24 protein-coding genes and 1 riboswitch are annotated in these 21,616 nt (G+C 73.1%); of the genes, 13 read left to right on the top strand and 11 right to left on the bottom strand.

The genetic code is table 11. From position 1 onward, the window contains the following. Positions 1 to 61: 61 nt before the first annotated feature. The 5 genes from ABD981_RS29205 to ABD981_RS29225 all read left to right on the top strand — a co-directional run bounded on the left by ABD981_RS29205 (position 62) and on the right by ABD981_RS29225 (position 4,078). Positions 62 to 505, top strand: a complete 444-nt coding sequence (locus tag ABD981_RS29205; RefSeq protein ID WP_046908961.1) for an SRPBCC family protein — start codon at positions 62 to 64, stop codon at positions 503 to 505. Between the two features lie 98 nt (positions 506 to 603). Continuing rightward, a complete protein-coding gene (locus ABD981_RS29210; RefSeq protein WP_046908962.1) occupies positions 604 to 1,737 on the top strand; it encodes an ArsA family ATPase in 1,134 nt (377 codons plus the stop codon). A gap of 51 nt (positions 1,738 to 1,788) precedes the next feature. Next, complete coding sequence (locus tag ABD981_RS29215; RefSeq protein WP_046908963.1) at positions 1,789 to 2,220, top strand: DUF5304 domain-containing protein; 432 nt, start codon at positions 1,789 to 1,791, stop codon at positions 2,218 to 2,220. A gap of 66 nt (positions 2,221 to 2,286) precedes the next feature. Next, complete coding sequence (locus ABD981_RS29220) at positions 2,287 to 3,228, top strand: ROK family glucokinase (RefSeq protein ID WP_046908964.1); 942 nt, start codon at positions 2,287 to 2,289, stop codon at positions 3,226 to 3,228. A gap of 79 nt (positions 3,229 to 3,307) precedes the next feature. Then, positions 3,308 to 4,078 (top strand): endonuclease/exonuclease/phosphatase family protein, encoded by a 771-nt coding sequence (locus tag ABD981_RS29225; protein WP_046908965.1) that lies wholly within the window; start codon positions 3,308 to 3,310, stop codon positions 4,076 to 4,078. Positions 4,079 to 4,092: 14 nt separating this feature from the next. On the opposite strand, the gene ABD981_RS29230 is transcribed toward ABD981_RS29225, so the two are convergent. Together ABD981_RS29230 and ABD981_RS29235 are read right to left on the bottom strand one after the other, a co-directional pair. Continuing rightward, entirely contained in the window at positions 4,093 to 4,758 is a 666-nt protein-coding gene (locus ABD981_RS29230) for a hypothetical protein (RefSeq protein WP_046908966.1), read from the bottom strand. Then, complete coding sequence (locus ABD981_RS29235; protein ID WP_046908967.1) at positions 4,751 to 5,533, bottom strand: alpha/beta hydrolase; 783 nt, start codon at positions 5,531 to 5,533, stop codon at positions 4,751 to 4,753. The genes ABD981_RS29230 and ABD981_RS29235 overlap by 8 nt, the downstream gene beginning before the upstream one ends. 221 nt (positions 5,534 to 5,754) lie before the next feature. On the opposite strand from ABD981_RS29235, the gene ABD981_RS29240 reads away from it, so the two are divergent. From ABD981_RS29240 to ABD981_RS29260, 5 genes are all read left to right on the top strand, one after another. Continuing rightward, positions 5,755 to 6,501 carry a lysophospholipid acyltransferase family protein gene (locus ABD981_RS29240; RefSeq protein WP_205628205.1) on the top strand — a complete coding sequence of 249 codons (747 nt, stop codon included), beginning with the start codon at positions 5,755 to 5,757 and terminating at the stop codon, positions 6,499 to 6,501. Positions 6,502 to 6,536: 35 nt separating this feature from the next. Next, entirely contained in the window at positions 6,537 to 7,769 is a 1,233-nt protein-coding gene (macS, locus tag ABD981_RS29245) for a MacS family sensor histidine kinase (RefSeq protein WP_046909005.1), read from the top strand. After that, the gene (locus tag ABD981_RS29250; RefSeq protein WP_382748359.1) at positions 7,766 to 8,437 is read left to right on the top strand and encodes a response regulator; all 672 of its coding nucleotides are present in this window, start codon (positions 7,766 to 7,768) and stop codon (positions 8,435 to 8,437) included. Before macS ends, ABD981_RS29250 begins: the two co-directional genes overlap by 4 nt. 82 nt (positions 8,438 to 8,519) lie before the next feature. Next, a complete protein-coding gene (locus ABD981_RS29255; RefSeq protein WP_046908969.1) occupies positions 8,520 to 9,509 on the top strand; it encodes an ATP-dependent 6-phosphofructokinase in 990 nt (329 codons plus the stop codon). Positions 9,510 to 9,598: 89 nt separating this feature from the next. Further along, entirely contained in the window at positions 9,599 to 10,597 is a 999-nt protein-coding gene (locus tag ABD981_RS29260) for a 2-hydroxyacid dehydrogenase (protein WP_046908970.1), read from the top strand. A gap of 28 nt (positions 10,598 to 10,625) precedes the next feature. On the opposite strand, the gene ABD981_RS29265 is transcribed toward ABD981_RS29260, so the two are convergent. Both ABD981_RS29265 and ABD981_RS38960 read right to left on the bottom strand, forming a co-directional pair. Further along, the gene (locus ABD981_RS29265) at positions 10,626 to 12,506 is read right to left on the bottom strand and encodes an anthranilate synthase family protein (protein WP_046908971.1); all 1,881 of its coding nucleotides are present in this window, start codon (positions 12,504 to 12,506) and stop codon (positions 10,626 to 10,628) included. A 110-nt stretch (positions 12,507 to 12,616) separates the two neighbouring features. Continuing rightward, positions 12,617 to 12,673 carry a trp operon leader peptide gene (locus tag ABD981_RS38960; RefSeq protein ID WP_123954659.1) on the bottom strand — a complete coding sequence of 19 codons (57 nt, stop codon included), beginning with the start codon at positions 12,671 to 12,673 and terminating at the stop codon, positions 12,617 to 12,619. A gap of 91 nt (positions 12,674 to 12,764) precedes the next feature. On the opposite strand from ABD981_RS38960, the gene ABD981_RS29270 reads away from it, so the two are divergent. Together ABD981_RS29270 and ABD981_RS29275 are read left to right on the top strand one after the other, a co-directional pair. Continuing rightward, the gene (locus ABD981_RS29270) at positions 12,765 to 14,117 is read left to right on the top strand and encodes a class II 3-deoxy-7-phosphoheptulonate synthase (RefSeq protein WP_046908972.1); all 1,353 of its coding nucleotides are present in this window, start codon (positions 12,765 to 12,767) and stop codon (positions 14,115 to 14,117) included. Between the two features lie 122 nt (positions 14,118 to 14,239). Further along, positions 14,240 to 14,476 (top strand): (2Fe-2S)-binding protein, encoded by a 237-nt coding sequence (locus tag ABD981_RS29275; protein ID WP_046908973.1) that lies wholly within the window; start codon positions 14,240 to 14,242, stop codon positions 14,474 to 14,476. Here the strand turns inward: ABD981_RS29275 and bfr are convergent. After that, a complete protein-coding gene (gene bfr / locus ABD981_RS29280) occupies positions 14,473 to 14,949 on the bottom strand; it encodes a bacterioferritin (protein WP_046908974.1) in 477 nt (158 codons plus the stop codon). The two genes, ABD981_RS29275 and bfr, sit on opposite strands and share 4 nt — an antisense overlap. A gap of 185 nt (positions 14,950 to 15,134) precedes the next feature. On the opposite strand from bfr, the gene ABD981_RS29285 reads away from it, so the two are divergent. Further along, positions 15,135 to 15,767 (top strand): sulfite oxidase-like oxidoreductase, encoded by a 633-nt coding sequence (locus ABD981_RS29285; RefSeq protein WP_046908975.1) that lies wholly within the window; start codon positions 15,135 to 15,137, stop codon positions 15,765 to 15,767. Positions 15,768 to 15,775: 8 nt separating this feature from the next. Here ABD981_RS29285 and ABD981_RS29290 read toward each other — a convergent pair whose 3' ends face one another. The 6 genes from ABD981_RS29290 to thiO all read right to left on the bottom strand — a co-directional run bounded on the left by ABD981_RS29290 (position 15,776) and on the right by thiO (position 21,450). Beyond that, entirely contained in the window at positions 15,776 to 16,372 is a 597-nt protein-coding gene (locus ABD981_RS29290) for a DUF4396 domain-containing protein (RefSeq protein WP_046908976.1), read from the bottom strand. Positions 16,373 to 16,440: 68 nt separating this feature from the next. After that, on the bottom strand, positions 16,441 to 17,289 hold the full coding sequence (locus ABD981_RS29295; protein WP_046908977.1) for a deoxyribonuclease IV: 849 nt from the start codon (positions 17,287 to 17,289) through the stop codon (positions 16,441 to 16,443). A 6-nt stretch (positions 17,290 to 17,295) separates the two neighbouring features. Continuing rightward, positions 17,296 to 19,191, bottom strand: a complete 1,896-nt coding sequence (gene pknB / locus ABD981_RS29300) for a Stk1 family PASTA domain-containing Ser/Thr kinase (protein ID WP_205628206.1) — start codon at positions 19,189 to 19,191, stop codon at positions 17,296 to 17,298. A 94-nt stretch (positions 19,192 to 19,285) separates the two neighbouring features. Continuing rightward, positions 19,286 to 20,086 (bottom strand): thiazole synthase, encoded by an 801-nt coding sequence (locus ABD981_RS29305; protein WP_046908978.1) that lies wholly within the window; start codon positions 20,084 to 20,086, stop codon positions 19,286 to 19,288. A 3-nt stretch (positions 20,087 to 20,089) separates the two neighbouring features. Beyond that, the gene (thiS, locus tag ABD981_RS29310) at positions 20,090 to 20,290 is read right to left on the bottom strand and encodes a sulfur carrier protein ThiS (protein WP_046908979.1); all 201 of its coding nucleotides are present in this window, start codon (positions 20,288 to 20,290) and stop codon (positions 20,090 to 20,092) included. Beyond that, positions 20,287 to 21,450, bottom strand: coding sequence for a glycine oxidase ThiO (gene thiO / locus ABD981_RS29315; protein WP_046908980.1), 1,164 nt, complete (start codon positions 21,448 to 21,450; stop codon positions 20,287 to 20,289). Before thiO ends, thiS begins: the two co-directional genes overlap by 4 nt. Further along, a riboswitch (TPP riboswitch) is annotated at positions 21,448 to 21,560 on the bottom strand. It overlaps the preceding gene by 3 nt. Between the last annotated feature and the right edge of the window lie 56 nt (positions 21,561 to 21,616).

Genomic DNA, 21,616 nt, shown 5'->3' on the forward strand with positions numbered 1-21,616 from the left:
CGTTGACGGCGCGATAGCCTTCACACAGATACGACTCGCGTCCATACGAGGAGCCACCGCGATGGCGGAACACACCAGCTCGAGCATCACCATCGAGGCGGCCCCGGCCGAGGTCATGAGCGTGATCGCCGACTTCGCGCGCTACCCCGAGTGGACGGGCGAGGTGAAGGAGGCCGAGGTCCTGGAGACCGACGGCGCCGGCCGCGCGGAGAAGGTCCGCCTCCTCCTCGACGCGGGCGCGATCAAGGACGACCACACCCTCGCCTACACCTGGACCGGCGACGACGAGGTCAGCTGGACCCTCGTCAAGTCCCAGATGCTCCGCTCCCTCGACGGCTCCTACCGGCTCGCCCCGGCGGCCGGCGGCGCCCGCACCGAGGTCACCTACCAGCTGACCGTGGACGTCAAGATCCCGATGCTCGGCATGATCAAGCGCAAGGCCGAGAAGGTCATCATCGACCGCGCCCTCCAGGGCCTGAAGCAGCGCGTCGAGTCGGGGAAGTAGTCCCGGACCCCGGAGGGCGGCCCCACGGGACGGCGCCCCCGACGGCGCCCCCGCTCCCCGCACCACGGCCTGCGCCGCACCCCCGGTACCGTCGCCCCATGCGGATCATCCTCGTCACCGGAACCGGCGGAGCCGGACGCACCGCCGTCGCGGCGGGCACGGCACTCGCCGAGGCCAGGGCAGGCCGGCGGGTCCTCCTCGTGTCGGCGGAGACCGGCCCCGGGACGGCGGCCGCCGCGGACACCCTCCGCGTGCTCACCCCCGACCCTGCCGCGGACTTCCGCCGGGAGTTCCTCGCCCTCCAGTCCCGCTCCACCACCGCCCTCGACCTCCTCGGCACCACCCCCTTCGAGGAGGCCGAGCTCACCGAGCTTCCAGGCAGCGGCCAGTTCGCCCTGCTCAGGGCCGTACGGGACGCGGCGGCCGGCGACGCCGACCTGGTCGTCGTCGACCTGCCCCCGCTGCGCGAGGCCCTCGCCCTGCTCGCCCTGCCCGAACAGCTGCGCCGCTACCTGCGCCGTCTGCTGCCCCCCGAGCGGCAGGCCGCCCGCGCGCTGCGCCCCATGCTCGCCCAACTCGCCGGAGTGCCCCTGCCCGCGCAGTGGCTCTTCGAGGCCACCTCCCGCTGGGAGGCCGAGCTCGCCGCCGTCCAGGACGTCGTCGACTCCCCGCACACCGGCGTCCGGCTCGTCGTCGAACCCGGCCCCGCCGCGGCCGAGGCCCTGCGCACCGCCCGTCTCGGCCTCGCCCTCCAGGGCCTCGCCCTCGACGCCGTCGTCGCCAACCGGGTGCTGCCCGCCGACTCCGCGGACCCCTGGTTCGCCGGCCTCGCCGCCGAGCAGCACCGGCACCTCGCCGACCTGCGCGAGCAGCACCCCGCCGTGCACGAGCTCCCGCACCTCGGGCGCGCCCCCCGCGGCCCCGAGGACCTCGCCCTGCTCGCCGTCGGGGACCTGCCCGGCGTCCCCGCGCCCGGCTGGACCGTCGAGGACCGCCGCGAGGCGGACGGCATCCTGGTCTGGCACGTCCCGCTGCCCGGCGCCGTCAAGGACGGCCTCTCGCTGGTCCGCCGCGGCGACGAACTGCTCCTCACCGTCGGCCCGTTCCGCCGCAACGTCCCCCTCCCGGCCGTGCTGCGCCGCTGCACCGTCAGCGGTGCCGGACTCGTCGACGGCGACCTCCGGATCCGTTTCACGCCGGACCCCGGACTCTGGCCCAAGGCCGCCCCCTGAGCCCGCGCGAGGCGTGTACCGTCGACGGTAGAAGAACCTGAGGAGTACGCCATGAGCGATTCGGACGCCTGGGCCAAGGCCTGCGCCGAGGACCTGGAGGCCGAGAAGGCCCGCCGCCGCGCGGAGCGCGGGGAGGAGCCCGGCACCCCGGCCGAGGAGTTCCGCAAGCTCTTCGAGGCCGTCGCCGAGAAGTTCTCCGGCACCCTCGGCGGCCCCCTCCTCGGCGGCCAGGCCGCCGAGACCGTCCAGCAGGTCGTCAACCAGGCGAAGGCCCTCGTCGAGCCCGTCATCGAGCGCAACCCGCAGGTCTTCGACCACCTCGCGGCCGCCGGCAACGAGCTCCTCGCCGCCTACCGCTCGGCCGTCCAGGGCCAGGAGACCCGCTGGACCCGGGGCGACACCAGCGGTACGGAACCGGACGATCCGCGCGACGAGGGCCGCGACGAGGGCCCGGGGGCCGGGCAGCACATCGATCTGGACTGATCGGGAGCGCCCTCCCCCTCGGGTACGGTGGGCCCTAGCGGGGCTCGACCGAAAACTGAGGGACACATGGGACTCACCATCGGCGTCGACATCGGCGGCACGAAGATCGCGGCCGGCGTGGTCGACGAGGAGGGCAACATCCTCGACACGCACACCGTGCCCACCCCGCCGACCCCCGAGGGCATCGTCGACGCCATCTGCGCCGCGGTCTCCGAGGCCGGCAAGGGGTACCAGATCGAGGCCGTCGGCATCGGAGCCGCGGGCTACGTCGACGACAAGCGCGCCACCGTCCTCTTCGCGCCGAACATCGACTGGCGGCACGAGCCGCTGAAGGACAAGGTCGAGCAGCGGGTCGGACTCCCCGTCGTCGTCGAGAACGACGCCAACGCCGCCGCCTGGGGCGAGTACCGCTTCGGCGCCGGCCAGGGCCACGAGGACGTCATCTGCATCACCCTGGGCACCGGCCTGGGCGGCGGCATCATCATCGGCAACAAGCTGCGCCGCGGACGCTTCGGCGTCGCCGCCGAGTTCGGCCACATCAGGGTCGTGCCCGACGGCCTGCTGTGCGGCTGCGGCAGCCAGGGCTGCTGGGAGCAGTACGCCTCCGGCCGCGCCCTCGTCCGGTACGCGAAGCAGCGCGCCGCCGCCACCCCCGAGCACGCGAAGGCGCTGCTGGCGCTGGGCGACGGCACCCCCGAGGGCATCCAGGGCAAGCACGTCAGCGAGGCCGCCCGCGCGGGCGACCCGGTCGCCACGGACTCCTTCCGCGAGCTGGCCCGCTGGGCCGGGGCGGGCCTGGCCGACCTGGCCTCGCTCTTCGACCCGTCGGCGTTCATCGTCGGCGGCGGCGTCTCCGACGAGGGCGAGCTGGTCCTGGACCCGATCCGCAAGTCGTTCCGGCGCTGGCTGATCGGCGGCCAGTGGCGTCCGCACGCGCAGGTGCTCGCCGCCCAGCTCGGCAACAAGGCCGGGCTCGTCGGCGCGGCCGACCTGGCCCGCCAGGGCTGAGCCACGGCAGCCACCCCTTCGCGTCAGTGCCCGTCGTGCCCTCTGGGGCGCGGCGGGCACTGCGCCTATGTTGGGCCCCATGGCGACCGGTGCGAACCCTTCGACGACCTCGATCAGCGAGCTGCCCAAGTCCCGTACGGAACCCGACGGTTCGGCCGTCGTCCGGGTCCTCTCCTACAACGTCCGCTCGATGCGCGACGACGAGGACGCCCTCGCCCGGGTCATCCGGGCCTGCGCCCCCGACCTGGTCTTCGTGCAGGAGGCCCCGCGCTTCTTCCGCTGGCGCAAGCACGCGGCCCGGCTCGCCGCCAAGAGCGAGCTCGTGGTCCTCTCCGGCGGCGCGACCGCGGCCGGGCCGATGCTCCTGTGCTCGCTGCGGGCCACCGTCGAACGCACGGAGGACGTCCTGCTGCCCCTCACCCCGGGACTCCACCGGCGCGGCCTGGCCACCGCCGTGGTCCGCCTCGGCGGCGCCCGGGTCGGGCTCGTCAGCTGCCACCTGAGCCTGCGCGCCGAGGAGCGCTACGCCCAGGCCGGCCTGGTCCTCGACCGGGTCGCCGCCCTCGGCGCCCCGCACGCGATCGTCGCAGGCGACCTCAACGAGGGCCCCGAAGGCCGGAGCTTCGGCCGCCTGGCCAAGGAGCTCCAGGACGGCTGGGCGACCAGCCCCTGGGGCGGCGAACACACCTTCGACCCGACCGCCCCGCGCCGCCGCATCGACGCGATCCTCACCACCCCGGGCATCGAGGTCCTCGCCTGCGGCGTCCCCGAGGACCTGGACCCGGACGACCTGCGGACGGCGACGGACCACCTGCCGGTGCTGGCGGTGGTCCGTATTCCTGCTGCGTGACGGCGGACGGCGTCCTACACGACCGCCCCGCGCCCCGGGTCGTCGAAGCCGTCGTCGTCCTCGTCGTCGTGCTTCATCCGGGCCACCAGGGTCGCGAAGCCGCCCAGGAAGCCGCCCACGCACACCGTGGTCAGCCACCAGGTCATGTCCCACTGGAGCAGCACCGCGAGCAGCATCAGGACCGGGCCGCCGACCACCGCGAGCCAGGCGAACTTGGTCGTCGCATCGGCCTCCGGCAGGGGCGGCGGCTCCGGCGGGACGAAGTGGCCCTCGTCGGAGTCCCGGGAGCCCTTGGCGCCCCCCGGGGCCTCGTCGGCCTCGTCGGGGTCCGCCACCGAGTAGTCGCGCGGGCCGCCGCCCAGGCTCACGCCCGGCGCGAAGACGATCGAGGAGCCGAGCGCGGGCCGGCCGGAGCCGGCCTCGTCGGAGTCGGAGCCCCCGGGGCCCTCGGCCCCGGCCGCGTCGGCGTCCTCGGCCGCGGGCTTGCGGAACTTGTCCGGCTTCTCCGCGCCCCCGCCGTCCTCGGGCATGGCGGGCAGCGCCAGGTCCTCCACCGGCCGGAACGGCCTGCTGCCCGGCGGGTCCGCCGGCTCCTCGCCGTACCCCGCGACGATCGCGGCCCAGGCCGCCTCCTCGTCGATGGGCTGCGGCTCGCGCTCCCCGTCCTGCTGCTCAGCCACCGCTCGCGCTTCCCTTCTCGCCGACGAGTTCCGGAGCGAGCCGGGTCACGAACGCCCAGCTCTCCTCGAAGATCCGCTCCGCGTCGTGGTCCAACGTCGCCACGTGGTAGCTCTGTTCCAGCAGGACCTCCTTCACGTCCGTCGACGAGACCCGGCTCAGCACCCGTGCCGAGTCGGCCGGCGGCACCACGTGGTCCTGGGGGCTGTGCAGCAGCACCATCGGCTGCGTCACCTGCGGCAGCTCCGCGTCCACGACCTGGAAGAAGCGCCGCAGCGAGTGGGCCGCGTGCAGCGGCACCCGGTCGTAGCCGACCTCGGCCGCGCCCGGCTTCGCGATGTCGCTGGCGATGCCCTTGGTGGACGGCACCAGGTGCCGGACCACCGGCAGCGCCTTCGCGGCCAGGCCGTGCACCTTGTTGCCCGGGTTGACCAGGACGATGCCGCTGACCGCCTCGCCGTGCCGCGCCGCGAGCCGCAGGGTCAGCGCCCCGCCCATCGACAGGCCCATGACGAAGACCCGCTCGCAGCGGGCGGACAGCTCGCGCAGGGCCTGGTCGACCTCCGCGTACCAGTCCTCCCAGGTGGTGAGCTGCATGTCCTGCCAGCGCGTGCCGTGCCCGGGCAGCAGCGGCAGCGACACCGTCAGTCCGCGCCCGGCCAGGTACTCGGCCCAGGGGCGCATCGACTGCGGGGACCCGGTGAATCCGTGACAGAGGAGGACGCCGACCTCTCCGCCCTCGTGGCGGTACGGCTCGGCTCCAGGAAGGACCGGCACGGGGTCTCCTGTTCGGGTTCGACTTCGGACCTGGCTCTCGCGGACGCCCGAAGCGGCGACGGAAAGGGGAAGGCTTTCACCGTACGCGACCGGACCGACACCGACCAGGGCCGTTCGCACGAAGGAGAACGGCGGCCGGACGAAGCCGCGCCTCCCGTGCGGGCCCGGGCGGGCCCGCACGGGATAAAGTCGTCGTGACGGCACACGGAAGGCATGGCGAGTTGATCTACGGCGCAATGAAGTTCTCCCTCGGCGGGTCCCTGAAGCTCGCCTTCAGGCCCTGGGTGGAGGGCCTGGAGAACATCCCCGCCGAGGGGCCGGCGATCCTCGCGAGCAACCACCTGTCCTTCTCCGACTCCTTCTTCCTTCCGGCCGTCCTCGACCGCAAGGTGACCTTCATCGCGAAGGCCGAGTACTTCACCACCCCCGGCGTCAAGGGCAAGCTGACGGCCGCCTTCTTCAAGGGCGTCGGCCAGCTCCCGGTGGACCGCTCCGGCGCCCGCGGCGCGGGCGAGGCGGCGATCAAGGCCGGCATCGAGGTCATCAAGGGCGGCGGCCTGTTCGGCATCTACCCCGAGGGCACCCGCTCGCCCGACGGACGGCTCTACCGCGGCAAGCCCGGCGGCCTGGCCCGCGTGGCGCTCGCCACCGGCGCCCCGGTGATCCCGGTCGCGATGATCGACACCGAGAAGATCCAGCCGCCCGGCAAGGTCGTCCCCAAGCTGATGCGCCCGGGCATCCGGATCGGCAAGCCGCTCGACTTCACCCGCTACCAGGGCATGGAGGGCGACCGCTTCATCCTGCGCTCGGTCACGGACGAGGTCATGTACGAGATCATGAAGCTGTCCGGCCAGGAGTACGTGGACATCTACGCGACCGCCGCCAAGCGGCAGATCGCCGATGCCGAGAAGGCCGCCAAGGAGGCCGTCAAGGCCGAGATCGCGGCACGGGAAGAGTCCGGCGCCTGACCCTCTGAGCAGGGGGGCGCCCAGGGGTGGGGAAGATGGCCAGGCGCGAACGGGTCGTGCGCATGTCGGTCGAGCAGCCGCTGTGGCGCGCGCTCACCGCGTACCGCGTCCTCACGATGATCTACGCGGTACTGCTCTTCGTCTTCGGACGGGACCGCTACGAGAGCCCCGGGGTGGCGATCGGCTTCCTCGCGGTCATGTGCCTGTGGACCCTCGTCACCCTCCCCAAGGTGGCGAACGCGGCCAGCTGCACCAAGCGCTTCCTCGTCGCCGACCTCGCCGTCGCCCTCGTCGGCATCCTGCTCACGCCGCTCGCGGACGAGCAGGCCCGCACGATGGACGGCCCCACCCTGCCGTCCATATGGACCGCGGGCGCCGTCCTCGCGTACGCGATCAAGGGCGGCTGGCGCTGGGCGGGCTTCGCGTCCTCCCTGGTCGCCGTCGCCAACATCATCGAGCGGGGCGACCCCAGCCGGGACACCCTGCACAACGTGCTGCTGGTCTGGGTCGCCTCCATCGCCATCGGCTACGTGGTCGAGGTCGCCCGCGCCTCCGAGCGCACCCTCGCCCGCGCCCTGGAGATCGAGGCCGCCACCCGCGAGCGGGAGCGGCTGGCCCGGGACATCCACGACAGCGTGCTCCAGGTCCTCGCCATGGTGCAGCGGCGCGGCACCGCGCTCGGCGGCGAGGCGGCCGAGCTGGGCCGGATGGCCGGCGAGCAGGAGGTCGCCCTGCGCACCCTGGTCGCGGGCGGGCTCACCCGTACCTCGTACGTCTCCGAGGACGAGTCGGAGGGCGCGGTCGTCCGGGTCGTGGAGGAGCCGGACGACGAGGCGGGCCCCGGGGCCGAGCTGGACCTGCGCACCCTGCTGCTGCCGCGCGCCGGCTCCCGGGTGACGCTGTCCGACCCGGGCACCCCGGTCCTCCTGCCGCCCCCGGCCGCCCGCGAACTGGCCGCCGCCGTGGGCGCCGCGCTGGACAACGTGCGGGTGCACGCGGGGGAGGAGGCGAACGCCTGGATCCTCGTGGAGGACTGGGGCGACGAGGTGATCGTCACGGTCCGGGACGACGGTCCCGGCATCCCCGAGGGCCGGCTCGCCCAGGCCTGGGGAGAGGGCCGGCTGGGCGTCGCCCTGTCGATCCGGGGCAGACTGCGGGACCTCGGCGGCAGCGCCGAGCTGATCTCGGTCCCCGGTCAGGGCACCGAAGTGGAACTGAAGGTCCCGCGGGCACCGCGGGAGCGGCGGGGGAAGGCAGGAGAGAAGTGAGCGAGCAGCAGATCAAGGTGATGGTCGTCGACGACCACCCGATGTGGCGGGACGCGGTCGCCCGCGACCTCGCGGAGGCGGGCCTCGACGTGGTGGCCACCGCCGGCGACGGCGAGCAGGCGGTGCGGCGGGCGGCCGCGGTCGACCCGGACGTCCTGGTCCTCGACCTGAACCTGCCGCTCAAGCCGGGCGTCCAGGTCTGCAAGGAGCTCGTCGGAGCCAACCCGCGGCTGCGGGTCCTGGTGCTCTCCGCGAGCGGCGAGCACGCCGACGTCCTGGAGGCGGTGAAGTCCGGCGCCACCGGCTACCTGCTGAAGTCGGCCAGCACCGAGGAGCTGATCGACGCGGTGCGCCGCACCTCCGTCGGCGACCCGGTCTTCACCCCGGGCCTGGCCGGCCTGGTCCTCGGCGAGTACCGGCGGCTCGCCTCCGAGCCGCTCCCGGCGGCCGGCGCCGACGAGCCGAAGGCGCCGCAGCTGACCGAGCGGGAGACCGAGGTGCTGCGCCTGGTCGCCAAGGGGCTGAGCTACAAGCAGATCGCCGAGCGGCTGGTCATCTCGCACCGCACGGTGCAGAACCACGTCCAGAACACCCTGGGCAAGCTCCAGCTGCACAACCGCGTCGAGCTCGTCCGGTACGCGATCGAGCGCGGCCTCGACGACGCCTGATTCACTCGGTTCGCCGTGTCGGGGGGACCCAGGTCACCACTAGCGTGGGCGGCATCCCCCCACGTACGGCGAAGGAGTGCCCATGCACGTCGGTGTGCTGACCGGCGGCGGCGACTGCCCCGGGCTCAACGCGGTGATCCGAGCGGTCGTCCGCAAGGGCGTCCAGGAGCACGGCTGGAGCTTCACCGGTTTCCGCGACGGCTGGCGCGGGGTCGTCGAGGGAGACACGGTCCCGCTGGACGTCCGGGCCGTCCGCGGCATCCTGCCGCGCGGCGGCACCGTGCTCGGCTCCTCCCGGACCGACCCCTTCGTCCTCCCGGACGGGGTGCGGCGGATCGGGGAGCAGCTGGCCAAGCTCCGGACCGACGCGCTGATCGCCATCGGCGGGCGCGGCACCCTGGGCATCGCCGCCCGGCTGCACGCCGAGCACGGGGTGCCGTGCGTCGGTGTGCCCAAGACCATCGACAACGACCTGTCGGCCACCGACTGGACCTTCGGCTTCGACACCGCCGTCGGCATCGCCACCGAGGCCATCGACCGGCTCCACACCACCGCCGACTCCCACCGGCGGGTCCTCGTGGTGGAGGTGATGGGCCGGCACACCGGCTGGATCGCTCTGCACGCCGGTCTGGCCGGCGGGGCCAACGTCATCCTCGTCCCCGAGCAGCGCTTCGACCTCGACCAGGTCTGCGCCTGGGTCGCCTCCCGCTTCGAGGCGACGTACGCCCCGATCCTCGTCGTCGCCGAGGGTGCGCGGCCGCGTGACGGCGCCCCGGTGCAGGGTTCGGTGGGGGTGTGGCTGGCGGACGCGATCGAGCGGCGCACCGGCAAGGAGGCCCGCACCACCGTCCTCGGGCACGTCCAGCGCGGCGGCAGCCCGAGCGCCTTCGACCGCTGGCTGGCCACCCGGTTCGGGCTGCACGCCGTGGACGCCGTACGGGACGGGGCGCACGGCACGATGGTCGCGCTGCGCGGCACCCGGGTGGTCCGGGTGCCGCTGTCCGCCGCCACCGACCGGCTCAAGGCCGTCGACCCGGCGCTGTACGCGGAGGCGGGGGTGTTCTTCGGCTGAAGGCGCGCCGCCGGGGGCGCGCCGCAGGTGGAGCCCCGTATATTCGCTCCCGTAATCAGACAAATGCGGCGCAATTCCCGGAGGGGCCCGTGGAGATCCTGGCATTCGGTGTGCAGGCGGACGAGAAGCCGCTGATCGAGAAGGCCTTCGCGGGGCACCACGAGGTGCGCTGCGTGGACGTCTTCCTCACCGAGGACACCGCCCCCATCGCCGCCGGCTACGAGATCGTCTCGACCAGCGTCAACGCCAAGCTCGACCACCGGGTGCTGCAGACCCTCGCGGCCGGCGGGACCCAGATGATCGCCCAGCGCTCCACGGGCTTCAACAACATCGACCTCGACGTGGCCGAGCGGCTCGGCCTCACGGTCGCCCGCGTCTCGTACTACTCGCCCTACTCCGTCGCCGAGTTCGCCTGGACCCTGGCGATGGCCGTCAACCGGCGGATCGTCCGCGCCTCCAACCGGACCCGGGACTTCGACTTCCGGCTCGACGGGCTCATGGGCCGCGACATGCGCGGGCGCACCGTCGGCGTCCTCGGCACCGGCAAGATCGGCGAGGCCTTCACCCGGATCGCCCACGGCTTCGGCATGAACCTGCTCGGCTGGGACGTCGCCGAGAACCCCGCCTGCGTCGAACTCGGCATGACCTACGTGGAGAAGGAACGGCTGCTCGCCGAGTCCGACCTCATCAGCCTCCACGTGCCGCTGCTCCCGGCCACCCACCACATCATCGACGCCGCCGCCCTGCGCGCGATGAAGGAGGACGCCATCCTGGTGAACTCCAGCCGCGGAGGCCTCGTCGACACCGACGCCCTGGTCCGCGAACTGCGCGCGGGCCGCTTCACCGGGGTCGGCCTCGACGTGTACGAGGCGGAGGCCGGGCTCTTCTTCCTCGACAAGTCCCTGGAGGTCGTCGAGGACGACACCCTGGCCCGCCTGGTGACCTTCCCCAACGTGGTGGTCACCTCCCACCAGGCGTACTACACGGTCGACGCGGTCGGCCAGATCATCGACACCACGGTCCAGAACGTCCTCAACTACGTCGCCAAGCGGCGCGACGAGAACGTCCTGGTACCGAAGCTGCCGTAGGAGCCCGGCCCGATCCGGAGGACAGGGCCTAGACGAGCACGCCCGCGAGGAGCGAGGCGGTCACCGCGGCCCCCTCCAGGGTCAGCACCGACTCCGGGTGGAACTGCACCCCGGCGAAGCCCGGCCCGCGCAGCGCGTGCACCTCGTCCGTCCCGGCGTCCCGGCTCACCTCGATCCGGTGCAGCGCCAGCTCGGTCGCCGCCCGCTCGTCGCACCGCGCCGTGAAGCTGTTGTAGAAGCCGACCGTCCGCTCCTGTCCGAACAGGTCGATCCGCACCTGCGCGCCCTGGAACGGGACCCGCTTGCGGACGATCTCCAGCCCCAGTTCGGCCGCGATCAGCTCGTGGCCCAGGCAGACCCCGAGCAGGCCGTGCCGGTGGCCGCGGAGCAGCTCCGCGGTGAGCCCGCGCAGGAAGCGCATCTTCGGGTCGGCCGCGTCCGACGGGTCGCCGGGACCGGGGCCCAGCACCACCGGGCCCTCGTGCGCCCGTGCCAGCTCGCGCAGGCCCGGCTCGTCGTAGCGGAGCACCGACACCTCCAGGCCCGAGGAGCGCAGCAGGTGCGCCAGCATCGCCGTGAAGGTGTCCTCGGCGTCGACGACCAGCGCGTGCCCGGACAGCTCCGCCGACCGGGCCTGCATCTTCAGCCAGAACGGAGCCAGGTCCGCCCGGCGGGCGTCGAGCGCCGCCCGCACCCGGGGGTCCTCGGCCAGCCGCGGCGCCGCCGCGCCCCCGTCGGCCGGGCGGCCCTCGCGCACCCCCAGGGCGGTCAGCACGCCCGCCGCCTTGGCGTGGGTCTCGGCGACCTCGCCGGCCGGATCGGAGTGCCGCACCAGCGTGGCGCCGACCGGGACCCGCAGCCGTCCCTCGGGCGAGATGTCGGCGGTCCGGATCAGGATCGGCGAGTCGAGGGTCTGCGCCCCGGTCCCGTCGGTGCCGAGCAGGGCCAGGGCGCCCGCGTAGTAGCCCCGGCCGCCGACCTCGTGCCGCTCGATCACCCGGCAGGCGTTCTGCACCGGGGAGCCGGTGACGGTCGCCGCGAACATCGTCTCGCGCAGCACCTCGCGCACGTCCAGCGAGGACCGGCCGCGCAGCTCGTACTCCGTATGGGCGAGATGCGCCATCTCCTTGAGCCGGGGTCCGATCACCACCCCGCCCCGGTCGCCGACGGTGCACATCATCTTCAGCTCCTCGTCGACCACCATCGAGAGCTCCTCCGTCTCCTTCCGGTCGGACAGGAAGGAGAGCAGCTGCTCGGCGGTGGGCGCGGCCCCCGCCGGGTAGCGGAAGGTGCCGCTGATCGGGTTCATCACGACCGTCCCGCCGGACATCCGCACGTGCACCTCGGGGCTGGCGCCGACCAGCGTGCGGTCCCCGGTGTGCACCACGAAGGTCCAGTACGCGCCCCGCTCGCCCGCGAGCAGCCGCCGGAACAGGGCGAGCGCGTCGGCCCGCCCGAAGCCCGGGATCTCGCCGGTGTAGGTGCGCCGGATGACGAAGTTCGCGCCCTCGCCGCCGCCGATCTCCTCGTCGATCACCCGCCGCACGATCCGCCCGTACTCCTCGTCGGAGACGTCGAACCCGCCGCCCTCGACGCGTACGTCATGGGCCGGGAGCCGGTCGAGGAGCTCGGCGAGCGGCAGCTCGTACGCCTCCTCGGCGACCAGGACGGAGAGCGGGGTGCCGTCGTCGCGCACCTCGAAGCCGCGCTCGCGGATCTGCCGGAACGGCACCAGGGCCAGCGTCGGGAGCGTGCCCACCGGCAGCTCGGCGAGCCGCCCGGCCTCGTGCACCGGGCCGATCAGGAGCTCGACCGTGTCGTGGTCCCGGCCCGGGGTGCGCCGGCGCAGCAGGGCGAAGGGAGGGCAGGAGTCGTCGAGCAGGCGGGGGAGGAGCAGGGAGAGGTCCATGGCGGGGTGTCGTTCCTTCCGGTGGGGTTCGGATCGGAGGGAACGGCCTCGCGGGTACGAGAAAGGCCGCCCCTCGGGGCGGCCTTCGCGTGGTCTTCGTGTACGCGCAGTCAGTGGGCCGCCGGATGAGCGGTCCACCACCAGTTCTGGGTCGTCTGCGTGAACATGGCGCCGATCGTAGCGCATGAGCCCCATCACACCCGTCTCATCCATCGGTCACTGGCGTGGACGCGGCCCGCGGCACCGTACTGTGGGGGAGTGACCGTGAACGCTGATACCCACGCCGTCGCCAAGGCGACCTGGCGAGACCTGCCCGCGGCGCAGCAGCCCGAGTACCCCGATGCCGAGGCTCTGCGCGACGTCGTCGCGGAGCTCCAGAGCTATCCCCCGCTCGTCTTCGCGGGCGAGTGCGACCAGCTGCGTGCCCGGATGGGAGCCGTCGCCCGTGGCGAGGCGTTCCTCCTCCAGGGCGGTGACTGCGCCGAGGCCTTCGACGCCGTGTCCGCCGACCACATCCGGGCCAAGCTGAAGACGCTGCTCCAGATGAGCGCCGTCCTGACCTACGCGGCCTCGGTGCCCGTGGTCAAGGTCGGGCGCATCGCCGGGCAGTACTCCAAGCCCCGCTCCAAGGGCACCGAGACCCGCGACGGCGTCACCCTGCCGACCTACCGCGGCGACTCCGTCAACGGCTTCGACTTCACCGAGGCCGCCCGGGTCCCGGACCCCGAGCGCCTGAAGCGGATGTACCACGCGTCCTCCTCGACGCTGAACCTGGTCCGCGCCTTCACCACCGGTGGCTACGCCGACCTGCGCCAGGTGCACGCCTGGAACCAGGACTTCGTGAAGTCGTCCCCGTCGGGCCAGCGCTACGAGGCGCTCGCCCGCGAGATCGACAACGCCCTGAACTTCATGAAGGCCTGTGGCACCGACCCGGCCGAGTTCAAGGCGGTGGAGTTCTACTCCTCGCACGAGGCGCTGCTGCTCGACTACGAGGGCGCGCTGACCCGTACGGACTCGCGGACCGGCAAGCTCTACGACACCTCCGGCCACATGGTCTGGATCGGCGAGCGCACCCGTCAGCTGGACCACGCGCACGTCGAGTTCGCCGCGCAGATCGCGAACCCGATCGGCATCAAGCTGGGTCCGACGACCACCGCGGAGGAGGCGCTCACCTACATCGACCGCCTCGACCCCGACCGCGAGCCGGGCCGGCTGACGTTCATCGTCCGCATGGGCGCCGACAAGGTCCGCGACAAGCTCCCCGAGCTGGTCGAGAAGGTCACCGCCTCGGGCGCGACCGTGGCCTGGGTGACCGACCCGATGCACGGCAACACCTTCGAGGCGGCCTCGGGTCACAAGACCCGTCGCTTCGACGACGTGCTCGACGAGGTCAAGGGCTTCTTCGAGGTCCACAAGGAGCTGGGCACCCACCCCGGCGGCATCCACGTGGAGCTCACCGGTGACGACGTCACCGAGTGCGTGGGCGGCGGCGACGAGATCTTCGTCGACGACCTGCACCAGCGCTACGAGACGGCCTGCGACCCGCGCCTGAACCGCAGCCAGTCGCTCGACCTGGCCTTCCTGGTCGCGGAGATGTACCGCGATCAGTAAGGAGCTTCATACGAGGATGGGGCGCGGATCCATGTGATCCGCGCCCCATCGTCGTATCAGGGGCTTTTGCGCCCCAGGGTCGCCGGGTAAGGTTAGGTTAGCCTTATCGATCCCGGCGGGAGGTGAACCGCGTGTACGTCTGCTCATGCTTCGGTGTCACGGAGAAGCAGGTCAAGGAGCACGCGGACGCCGGCGCCTGCACGCCCCGCCAGATCGCCTCGGCCTGCAAGGCCGGCACGGACTGCGGTTCCTGCGTGAAGCGGATCCAGGCCCTCCTCGGGCGCGGCAACTGCCCGCGACGCGAGCTCCTTGATCAGGGCATGCCGGCCCTGGCGGCGGAGCTGTCCGAGGCCGCTTAGCTCGGCTGCTCGATGAGCGTCGAGCAGTAGAGCGCCTCGCCCAGCTGCTCCAGGAGCTCCAGCTGGGTGTCCAGGTAGTCGATGTGGTGCTCCTCGTCGGCCAGGATCTCCTCGAAGAGGTTGGCCGAGGTGATGTCGCCCTTGGCCCGCATGACCTCGATCCCGCGCTTCAGCCGGTCGATCGCCTCGACCTCGACCTGGCGGTCCGCCTCGAACATCTCCTTGACCGTCTGGCCCACCCGCACGTGGAAGAGGCGCTGGTAGTTGGGCAGGCCGTCCAGCATGAGGATGCGCTCGGTCAGCTTGTCCGCGTGCTTCATCTCGTCGATGGACTCTTCGCGGGTGTACTTGGCGAGCTTGGTCCAGCCCTTGTTGTCCTGGATGCGGTAGTGCAGCCAGTACTGGTTGATCGCGGTCAGCTCGCCGGTCAGCTGCTCGTTGAGGAACTCGAGGACCTCGGGGTCGCCCTGCATCGCTTCAGGATCCTTCCACGTAAGTACCGCCGCCACTGGGCAGGATGGCCGCATCCTCGCAGCGCGAAAGGGTGGCGTCCAGTAAGTGCAGGCTTACTGTGAGTTGTCCCGATCGCCGGGATGTCCGGAGATGTCGGGCGGTGACTGGTCATGACCACCCCTCGCCGTCTGTCACCATGGATGACATGGGTCAGCCGGAGGGCGGAGTACGCCGGGAAGCAGGAGTGACGGATCTTCCGCCGGGGCAGCGCCTCCAGCGCGGCTGGCCGGTCACCCACTACGGACCCGTGCCCCGCTTCAAGCCGGAGCGCTGGGAGTTCCGGGTCTTCGGGGCCACCGCCGACGGCGACAAGCACTGCTGGAACCACGAGGAGTTCTCGGCCCTGCCGTTCGGCTCGGTCGTGGCCGATCTGCACTGCGTGACCAAGTTCAGCATGCTCGGATCCGAATGGGGCGGGGTCCCCGCCCGCACGATCCTGGAGCTCGCCCCGCCCGCGCCCGGGGTCACGCACGTGATGGTCTGGGCGGAGTACGGCTACAGCGCCAACATGCGGCTGGCCGACTTCGCCTCGGAGAGCACCATCTTCGCCACCCACAAGGACGGCGAGCTGCTCACCGCCGAGCACGGCTTCCCGCTGCGGCTCGTGGTGCCCCACCTGTACGCCTGGAAGGGCCCGAAGTGGGTGCGGGGCGTGGAGTACATGGCCGCCGACCGGCGTGGCTTCTGGGAGGAGCGCGGCTACCACAACATCGGTGACCCGTGGACGGAGCAGCGCTACTCGTACCAGGAGGAGCCGGGCGACGGCCCCGAGCTCTAGGTCGTGCCCTAGTGGTACTGGTGGACGACGGCGTGGCCCTTGCCGCGGCCGATCATCCACTTGTTGACGGGTGTCGTGATCACGAACGCGGCGGCCAGCGCGATCGCCAGGACGATCCAGAAGAGCGCGTCGGACAGGTGGGCGTCCATGGCGCCCGGCCACAGCGCGATGACCCCGTTGTCGATGAGCTCCATGACGGCGATGGACAGGGTGTCGGCGGCGAGCGCGACCTTGAAGGCGGTCTTGAAGTCGACGCCGGCGGCGAGGATGCCGCGCAGGGTGAGGGCGTAGCCGAAGAAGAAGGCCAGGATGATCGCCAGGATCATCGTCGGCAGGTTGCCCCAGCCGAGCGCGGTGCCGATGATCATGCCCAGGACCTCGCCGATGGCGCAGCCCGTGAGGCAGTGGAGCGTCGCCTTGGCGGCCATCGACCAGGAGACCTCGCCCGTGCCCGCGTGAGCCCCGTGGTGGGCGTGGTGGCTCCCGTGGTCCTGGTGGCCTTCGTGCCCCTGGTGCCCCTCGTGTCCCTCGTGTCCCTGCTGGGGGGTGTGGTGCTGGTGGTGCTCGTGGTGACCTTCGTGACCGGCGTGCGCTTCGTGCTGCATGGGTGCCCCCAAGGTCGGGTAGCGGTTCCTGCTTCTCTCGGGAACCGTATACCCCCCTAGGGTATTCCTCAACGCAGTTTCTTCAGCAGCTCCACGTCCGCCCGGTGTCCTTCGGGGCCGCCCGGCGTCTCGATGACCAGCGGGACGCCCTCGGTGGCGGGGTGGCTCAGCAGGTTCCCGAAGGCCTCCTGGCCGATGTGGCCCGCGCCGATGTTCGCGTGCCGGTCCTTGTGCGCGCCCACGACGTCCTTGGAGTCGTTGGCGTGGATCAGCTTCAGCCGCCCCTCGCCGACCACCGCGACCAGCTCGTCCAGGGTGCGGGCGGCGCCGTCCGGGCCGGTCAGGTCGTGCCCGGCGGCGAAGATGTGGCAGGTGTCGAGGCAGATGCCCAGCTTCGGGTGGTGGTCGAGCGCGTCGAAGTACGGCCCGAAGTCCTCCGCCCGCGAGCAGAGCGAGAAGCCCTGCCCCGCGGTCGACTCCAGGAGCAGGAACGGGTCGTCCTCGTGGGTCAGCTCGTCGAGCAGCGGCAGCATCCGCTCCCGCACCTGCGCGAGGGCCTCCGCGCGCGGGCGTCCGCCGGTCGCCGAGCCGGTGTGCACCACCACGCCGCGGGCGCCGATCTCCCGGCCGCGGCGCAGCGAGTGGCGCATCGACTCCACCGACTTCTCCACGGTGGCCTCGGTGTGCGAGCCGAAGTTGATCAGGTACGGGGCGTGCACCCAGGCCGACAGCCCCTCGGCCTCGCAGCCGGCCCGGAACAGCTCGTCCTGGGCCGGGTTGCCGACCGGGGTGGCCCAGCCGCGCGGGTTGGCGACGAAGACCTGCACGGTCTCGGCGCCGAGCTCGCGCGCGTAGCCGAGACCGGTCGTGGCGAGGCCGCCGGCCACCGGGACGTGTCCGCCGACGGGGTTGCGCATGAGTCTCTACAGTCCCTTGATCGTGAGGGTGATGGTGGAGCCCTCGGCCGCGGTGGAGCCGCCCTCGGCGGACTGGCCGGTCACGGTGTCGCCGAGGAAGGGGAAGGTCTTCTCGATCTTCACCTCGAAGCCGGCCGACTCCAGTTCGGCGCGGGCCTCGTCGGTCTTCATGTCGACGACGTCCGGCACCTCGACCATCCGCGGGCCCTGGGAGACGGTGAGGGTGACGGCGTCGCCCTTCGCGGCCCGGCTGCCCTCGGCGAGGGACTGCGCGGCGACGGTGCCGGCGTCCTCGGGGGAGTCGATCCGCTCGGCGGCCACCGTCACCTTGAGGCCGGCGTCCTGGAGCGTGGCGGTCGCCTCGGCCACCGACTCGCCCGTCACGTCCGGCACGTCGATCGGGGTGCCCTTGCTGACCACCAGGGCGACGGCCGAGTCCGGGCTGCGCTCGGTGCCGGGCTCCGGGTCCGAGCTGATCACGGCGCCCTGGGGGATCGCCTGGCTGAAGGCGTACGTGACCACCCCGGGCGCGAGTCCCTCGTCGGTGAGGCGCTGCCTGGCCTCGGCGAGCGGGACGCCCTTCAGGTTCGGGACCTTCACGACCTCGGGGCCGCGGGAGACGGTCAGGTTCACCGGGCCGTGGCCGCGCACGCGCTCGCCGGAGGCGGGGTCGGTGGCCATGACCGTGCCCCGCTCGTACACGTCGCTGTACGCGCGCTCGGTGGCGCCCACGTCCAGCCCGGCGTCCGCGAGCCGCGCGGTGGCCTGCGCCTCGGTCTTGCCCAGGACGGCGGGGACCCGGGTGAACTGGCCCGAGTTGATGTACCAGACGCCGGCCCCGATGCCGAGGGCGAGCAGGACGGCGGCGACGATCAGGAACGGCCCGCGGGGCGTCCGGCGCCGCGCCGCCGGGGGCGCCGGCGGCGGGGTGGGCAGCAGACTGGTGTGCTCCACCGGCTGGGGCAGGAGCCGCGGGATGACGCTCGTGCGGTCCTCGGCGCCGGAACGCTCCGGCGCGAGCGCGAGCGCGGTCGGCGGGACGGCGTCCAGCCGCGCGTCGTCGAGCCCGGCGCGGGCCTCGCGGAGCAGGGCGAGCAGCGCGACCGCGTCGTACGGCCGCAGGTCGGGGTTGCGCGCCGTGGCGCTCGCGACCAGGTCGTCGAGCTCGGGCGCGAGTCCCGGGAAGGCGGCGGAGGGCGCCGGCACGTCGGTGTTCAGGTGCTGGTAGAGCACCTGGGCGGGGGTGTCCCCGGAGTGCGGCTTGCCGCCCGTCAGCATCTCGTAGAGGACGACCCCGCACGCGTACACGTCGACGCGGGTGTCGGCGGTGCCGTGCTCGATCTGCTCCGGGGCGAGGTAGGAGACGGTGCCGAGGACGGCGCCGGTGGTGTCGGTGGCCGAGCCCACGGCCCGGACGAGACCGAAGTCGGCGACCTTCACCCGGCCGTCGTCCCCTATGAGGACGTTCTCCGGCTTCATGTCCCGGTGCACGAACCCGGCCCGGTGCGCGGCGCCGAGCGCGGCCAGCACCGGCTCCAGGATGTCGAGGGCGGCCCGAGGGGACAGCGCGCCCCGCTCGCGCAGCACGTCACGGAGGGTGCAGCCGGCGACGTACTCCATCGCCAGGTACACGTAGGCGCCGTCCGCGCCCTGGTCGAAGACCCCGACCACGTTGGGGTGCGCCAGGCGCGCGACGGACTTGGCCTCGCGCATGAACCGCTCGACGAACGCGGCGTCCGTGGCGAGGTCCGGGTGCATCACCTTGAGCGCGAGCACCCGGTCCAGACGGGTGTCGACGGCCCGGTAGACCGTGGCCATCCCGCCGACGGCGATGCGCGCGTCGACGCGGTAGCGGCCGTCGAGCAGCCGCCCGACGAGGGGGTCCTGAAGGGTCGTGTCCACGGCGTCGAGTCTACGAGCCGCGCCGGGGCCCGCCGCCCGCGTCCGCCGCACTGCAGCGCGGTTGTGACGCGGACGACCCGGGCCCCGCCGGGGCTCAGGCCCCGAACGCGGGCCGTTCCGGGTCCAGCCGGGCGCGGCCCTCGCGCGGCGAGGAGGCCTCGGCGAAGCGGCGGCGGGGGATCCGGCCGGCCCGGTGGGCGAGCCGGCCGGCCTCCACCGCGTGGCGCATCGCCTCGGCCATCAGGACGGGCTCCTGGGCCCGGGTCACCGCCGAGGCCAGCATCACCGCCGAGCACCCCAGCTCCATCGCCAGGGCGGCGTCCGAGGCCGTCCCGGCGCCCGCGTCCAGGATCACCGGCACCCCGGCCCGCTCCACGATCAGCTCGAAGTTGTGCGGGTTGCGGATGCCGAGGCCCGAGCCGATGGGCGAGCCGAGCGGCATGATCGCGGCGCAGCCCACGTCCTCCAGCTTCTGCGCGAGGACCGGGTCGTCGTTGGTGTACGGCAGCACCACGAAGCCGTCGTCGACCAGCGTCTCGGCCGCGTCCAGCAGCTCCACCGGGTCCGGCAGCAGGGTCCGCTCGTCGGCGATGACCTCCACCTTGATCCAGTCGGTACCGAGCGCCTCGCGGGCCAGGCGGGCGGTGAGCACGGCCTCGCCGGCGGTGTAGCAGCCCGCGGTGTTCGGCAGCACGCGGATGCCGAGCCGGTCCAGGACGGACAGCACCGAGCCGCGCACGGTCGGGTCCAGGCGGCGCATGGCGACCGTGGTCAGCTCCGTGCCGCTGACGACCAGGGAGCGTTCGAGCACGTCGAGGCTGGGCGCCCCGCCGGTGCCCATGATCAGGCGGGAGGAGAACTCGGTGTCGCCGAGCGTGAACACGTCGTCGGACACGGATCAGCCCCCCTGTACCGCGGTGAGGACCTCGACCCGGTCGCCCTCGCCGAGCAGGGTCGCCGCCCACTGGCTGCGCGGGACGACCGTCTCGTTGACGGCGGCGGCCACCCCGGAGGGGGCGGCGGTGAGGGTCGCGACGAGGACGTCGAGGGAGAGCGGGTCCGCGAGCTCGCGGGGCTCTCCGTTCACGGACACGTTCATGCGTGCTCCAGGTGTACGGGGGAGAAGCGGCGGGCGGTGAAGGGGCGGGCCTCGTCGGGCAGCGCCCCGGTGGTCAGGGCCTCGGCCATGACGTCACCGGTGACGGGGGTCAGCAGCACCCCGTTGCGGTAGTGGCCGGTCGCCAGGTGCAGGCCGGGCAGGGCGCTCGGGCCGAGCAGCGGCGCGTTGTCGGGGGAGCCGGGGCGCAGCCCGGCGCGGGTCTCGGTGAGCGGCAGCTCGGTGATGCCGGGCACCAGCTCGTGCGCGTCGCGCAGCAGCTCGTACACCCCGCCGGCGGTGACGGTGGTGTCCCAGCCGAGCTCCTCGCTGGTCGCGCCGACGACCAGCTCGCCGTTCTCGCGCGGCACCAGGTAGACGTGGCTGCCGCGGACGACCGCGCGGACGGTGCGGGAGAGGAACGGCGCGTACGCGGGCGGCACCCGCAGCCGCAGCACCTGCCCCTTCACGGGGCGGACGGGCGGCAGCACCCGGTCCGGCACGCCGGCCAGCCGGCCGCTCAGGCTGCCGGCGGCCAGCACCACCTGGTCGGCGTCCACCTCGTGGCCGTCGGCGAGGAGCGCGCCGCGGGCCCGGTCCCGCACCACCGTGAGCCGCTCGGCGAACGCCCGGTGGAACACCACCCCGGCCCGCTCGCAGGCGGCGAGCAGCGCGTCGGCGAGCCGGCGCGGGTCGACCTGGTGGTCGCCGTCCACCCGCAGCCCGCCGCGGACGCCCGGCGCCAGCATGGGCTCCAGGCGGCGGCACTCGCGCCCGTTCAGCCACTCCGAGCCGAGGCCGCAGCGGGTCTGCAGGGCGTGCAGCTCGCGCAGGTGGGCCCGGTCGTCGGCGTCCAGCGCGACGGCGAGGGTGCCGCAGGCGCGGTAGCCGACGTCGTGGCCGGTGGCCTCGGCGAGTTCGGCGGCGAAGGCGGGATAGCGGCGGGCGGAGTCGAGGTTGAGCCCGAGCAGGGTCTCCTCGCCGTAGTGGAGCTCGGTGACGGCGGCGAGCATGCCCGCCGCCACCCGGGCCGCGCCGCCGCCCGGTTCGGGGTCGGCCACGGCGGTGCGCAGCCCGCGCTGCGCGGCGCGCCAGGCCGTGACCAGGCCGATGATGCCGCCCCCGATGACGAGGACGTCAGAGGTACTGCGTGTACGCGACATGGGCGTCCAGCCCCTCCCTTCGCCGGCATGACCCGGATCAGGTTCGTACGGTCGGAGGCCGGCCAGCCTCCCTCTCAGCCCGGTGCGTCCGGGCTCCCGCGAGTGCTTTACGCCCGCCACACTAGCCGCAGGGCACGGCCCGTCGCAGGCCCCTCCCTTCCTGACG

The organism is Streptomyces showdoensis, from assembly GCF_039535475.1.
Classification (GTDB): domain Bacteria; phylum Actinomycetota; class Actinomycetes; order Streptomycetales; family Streptomycetaceae; genus Streptomyces; species Streptomyces showdoensis.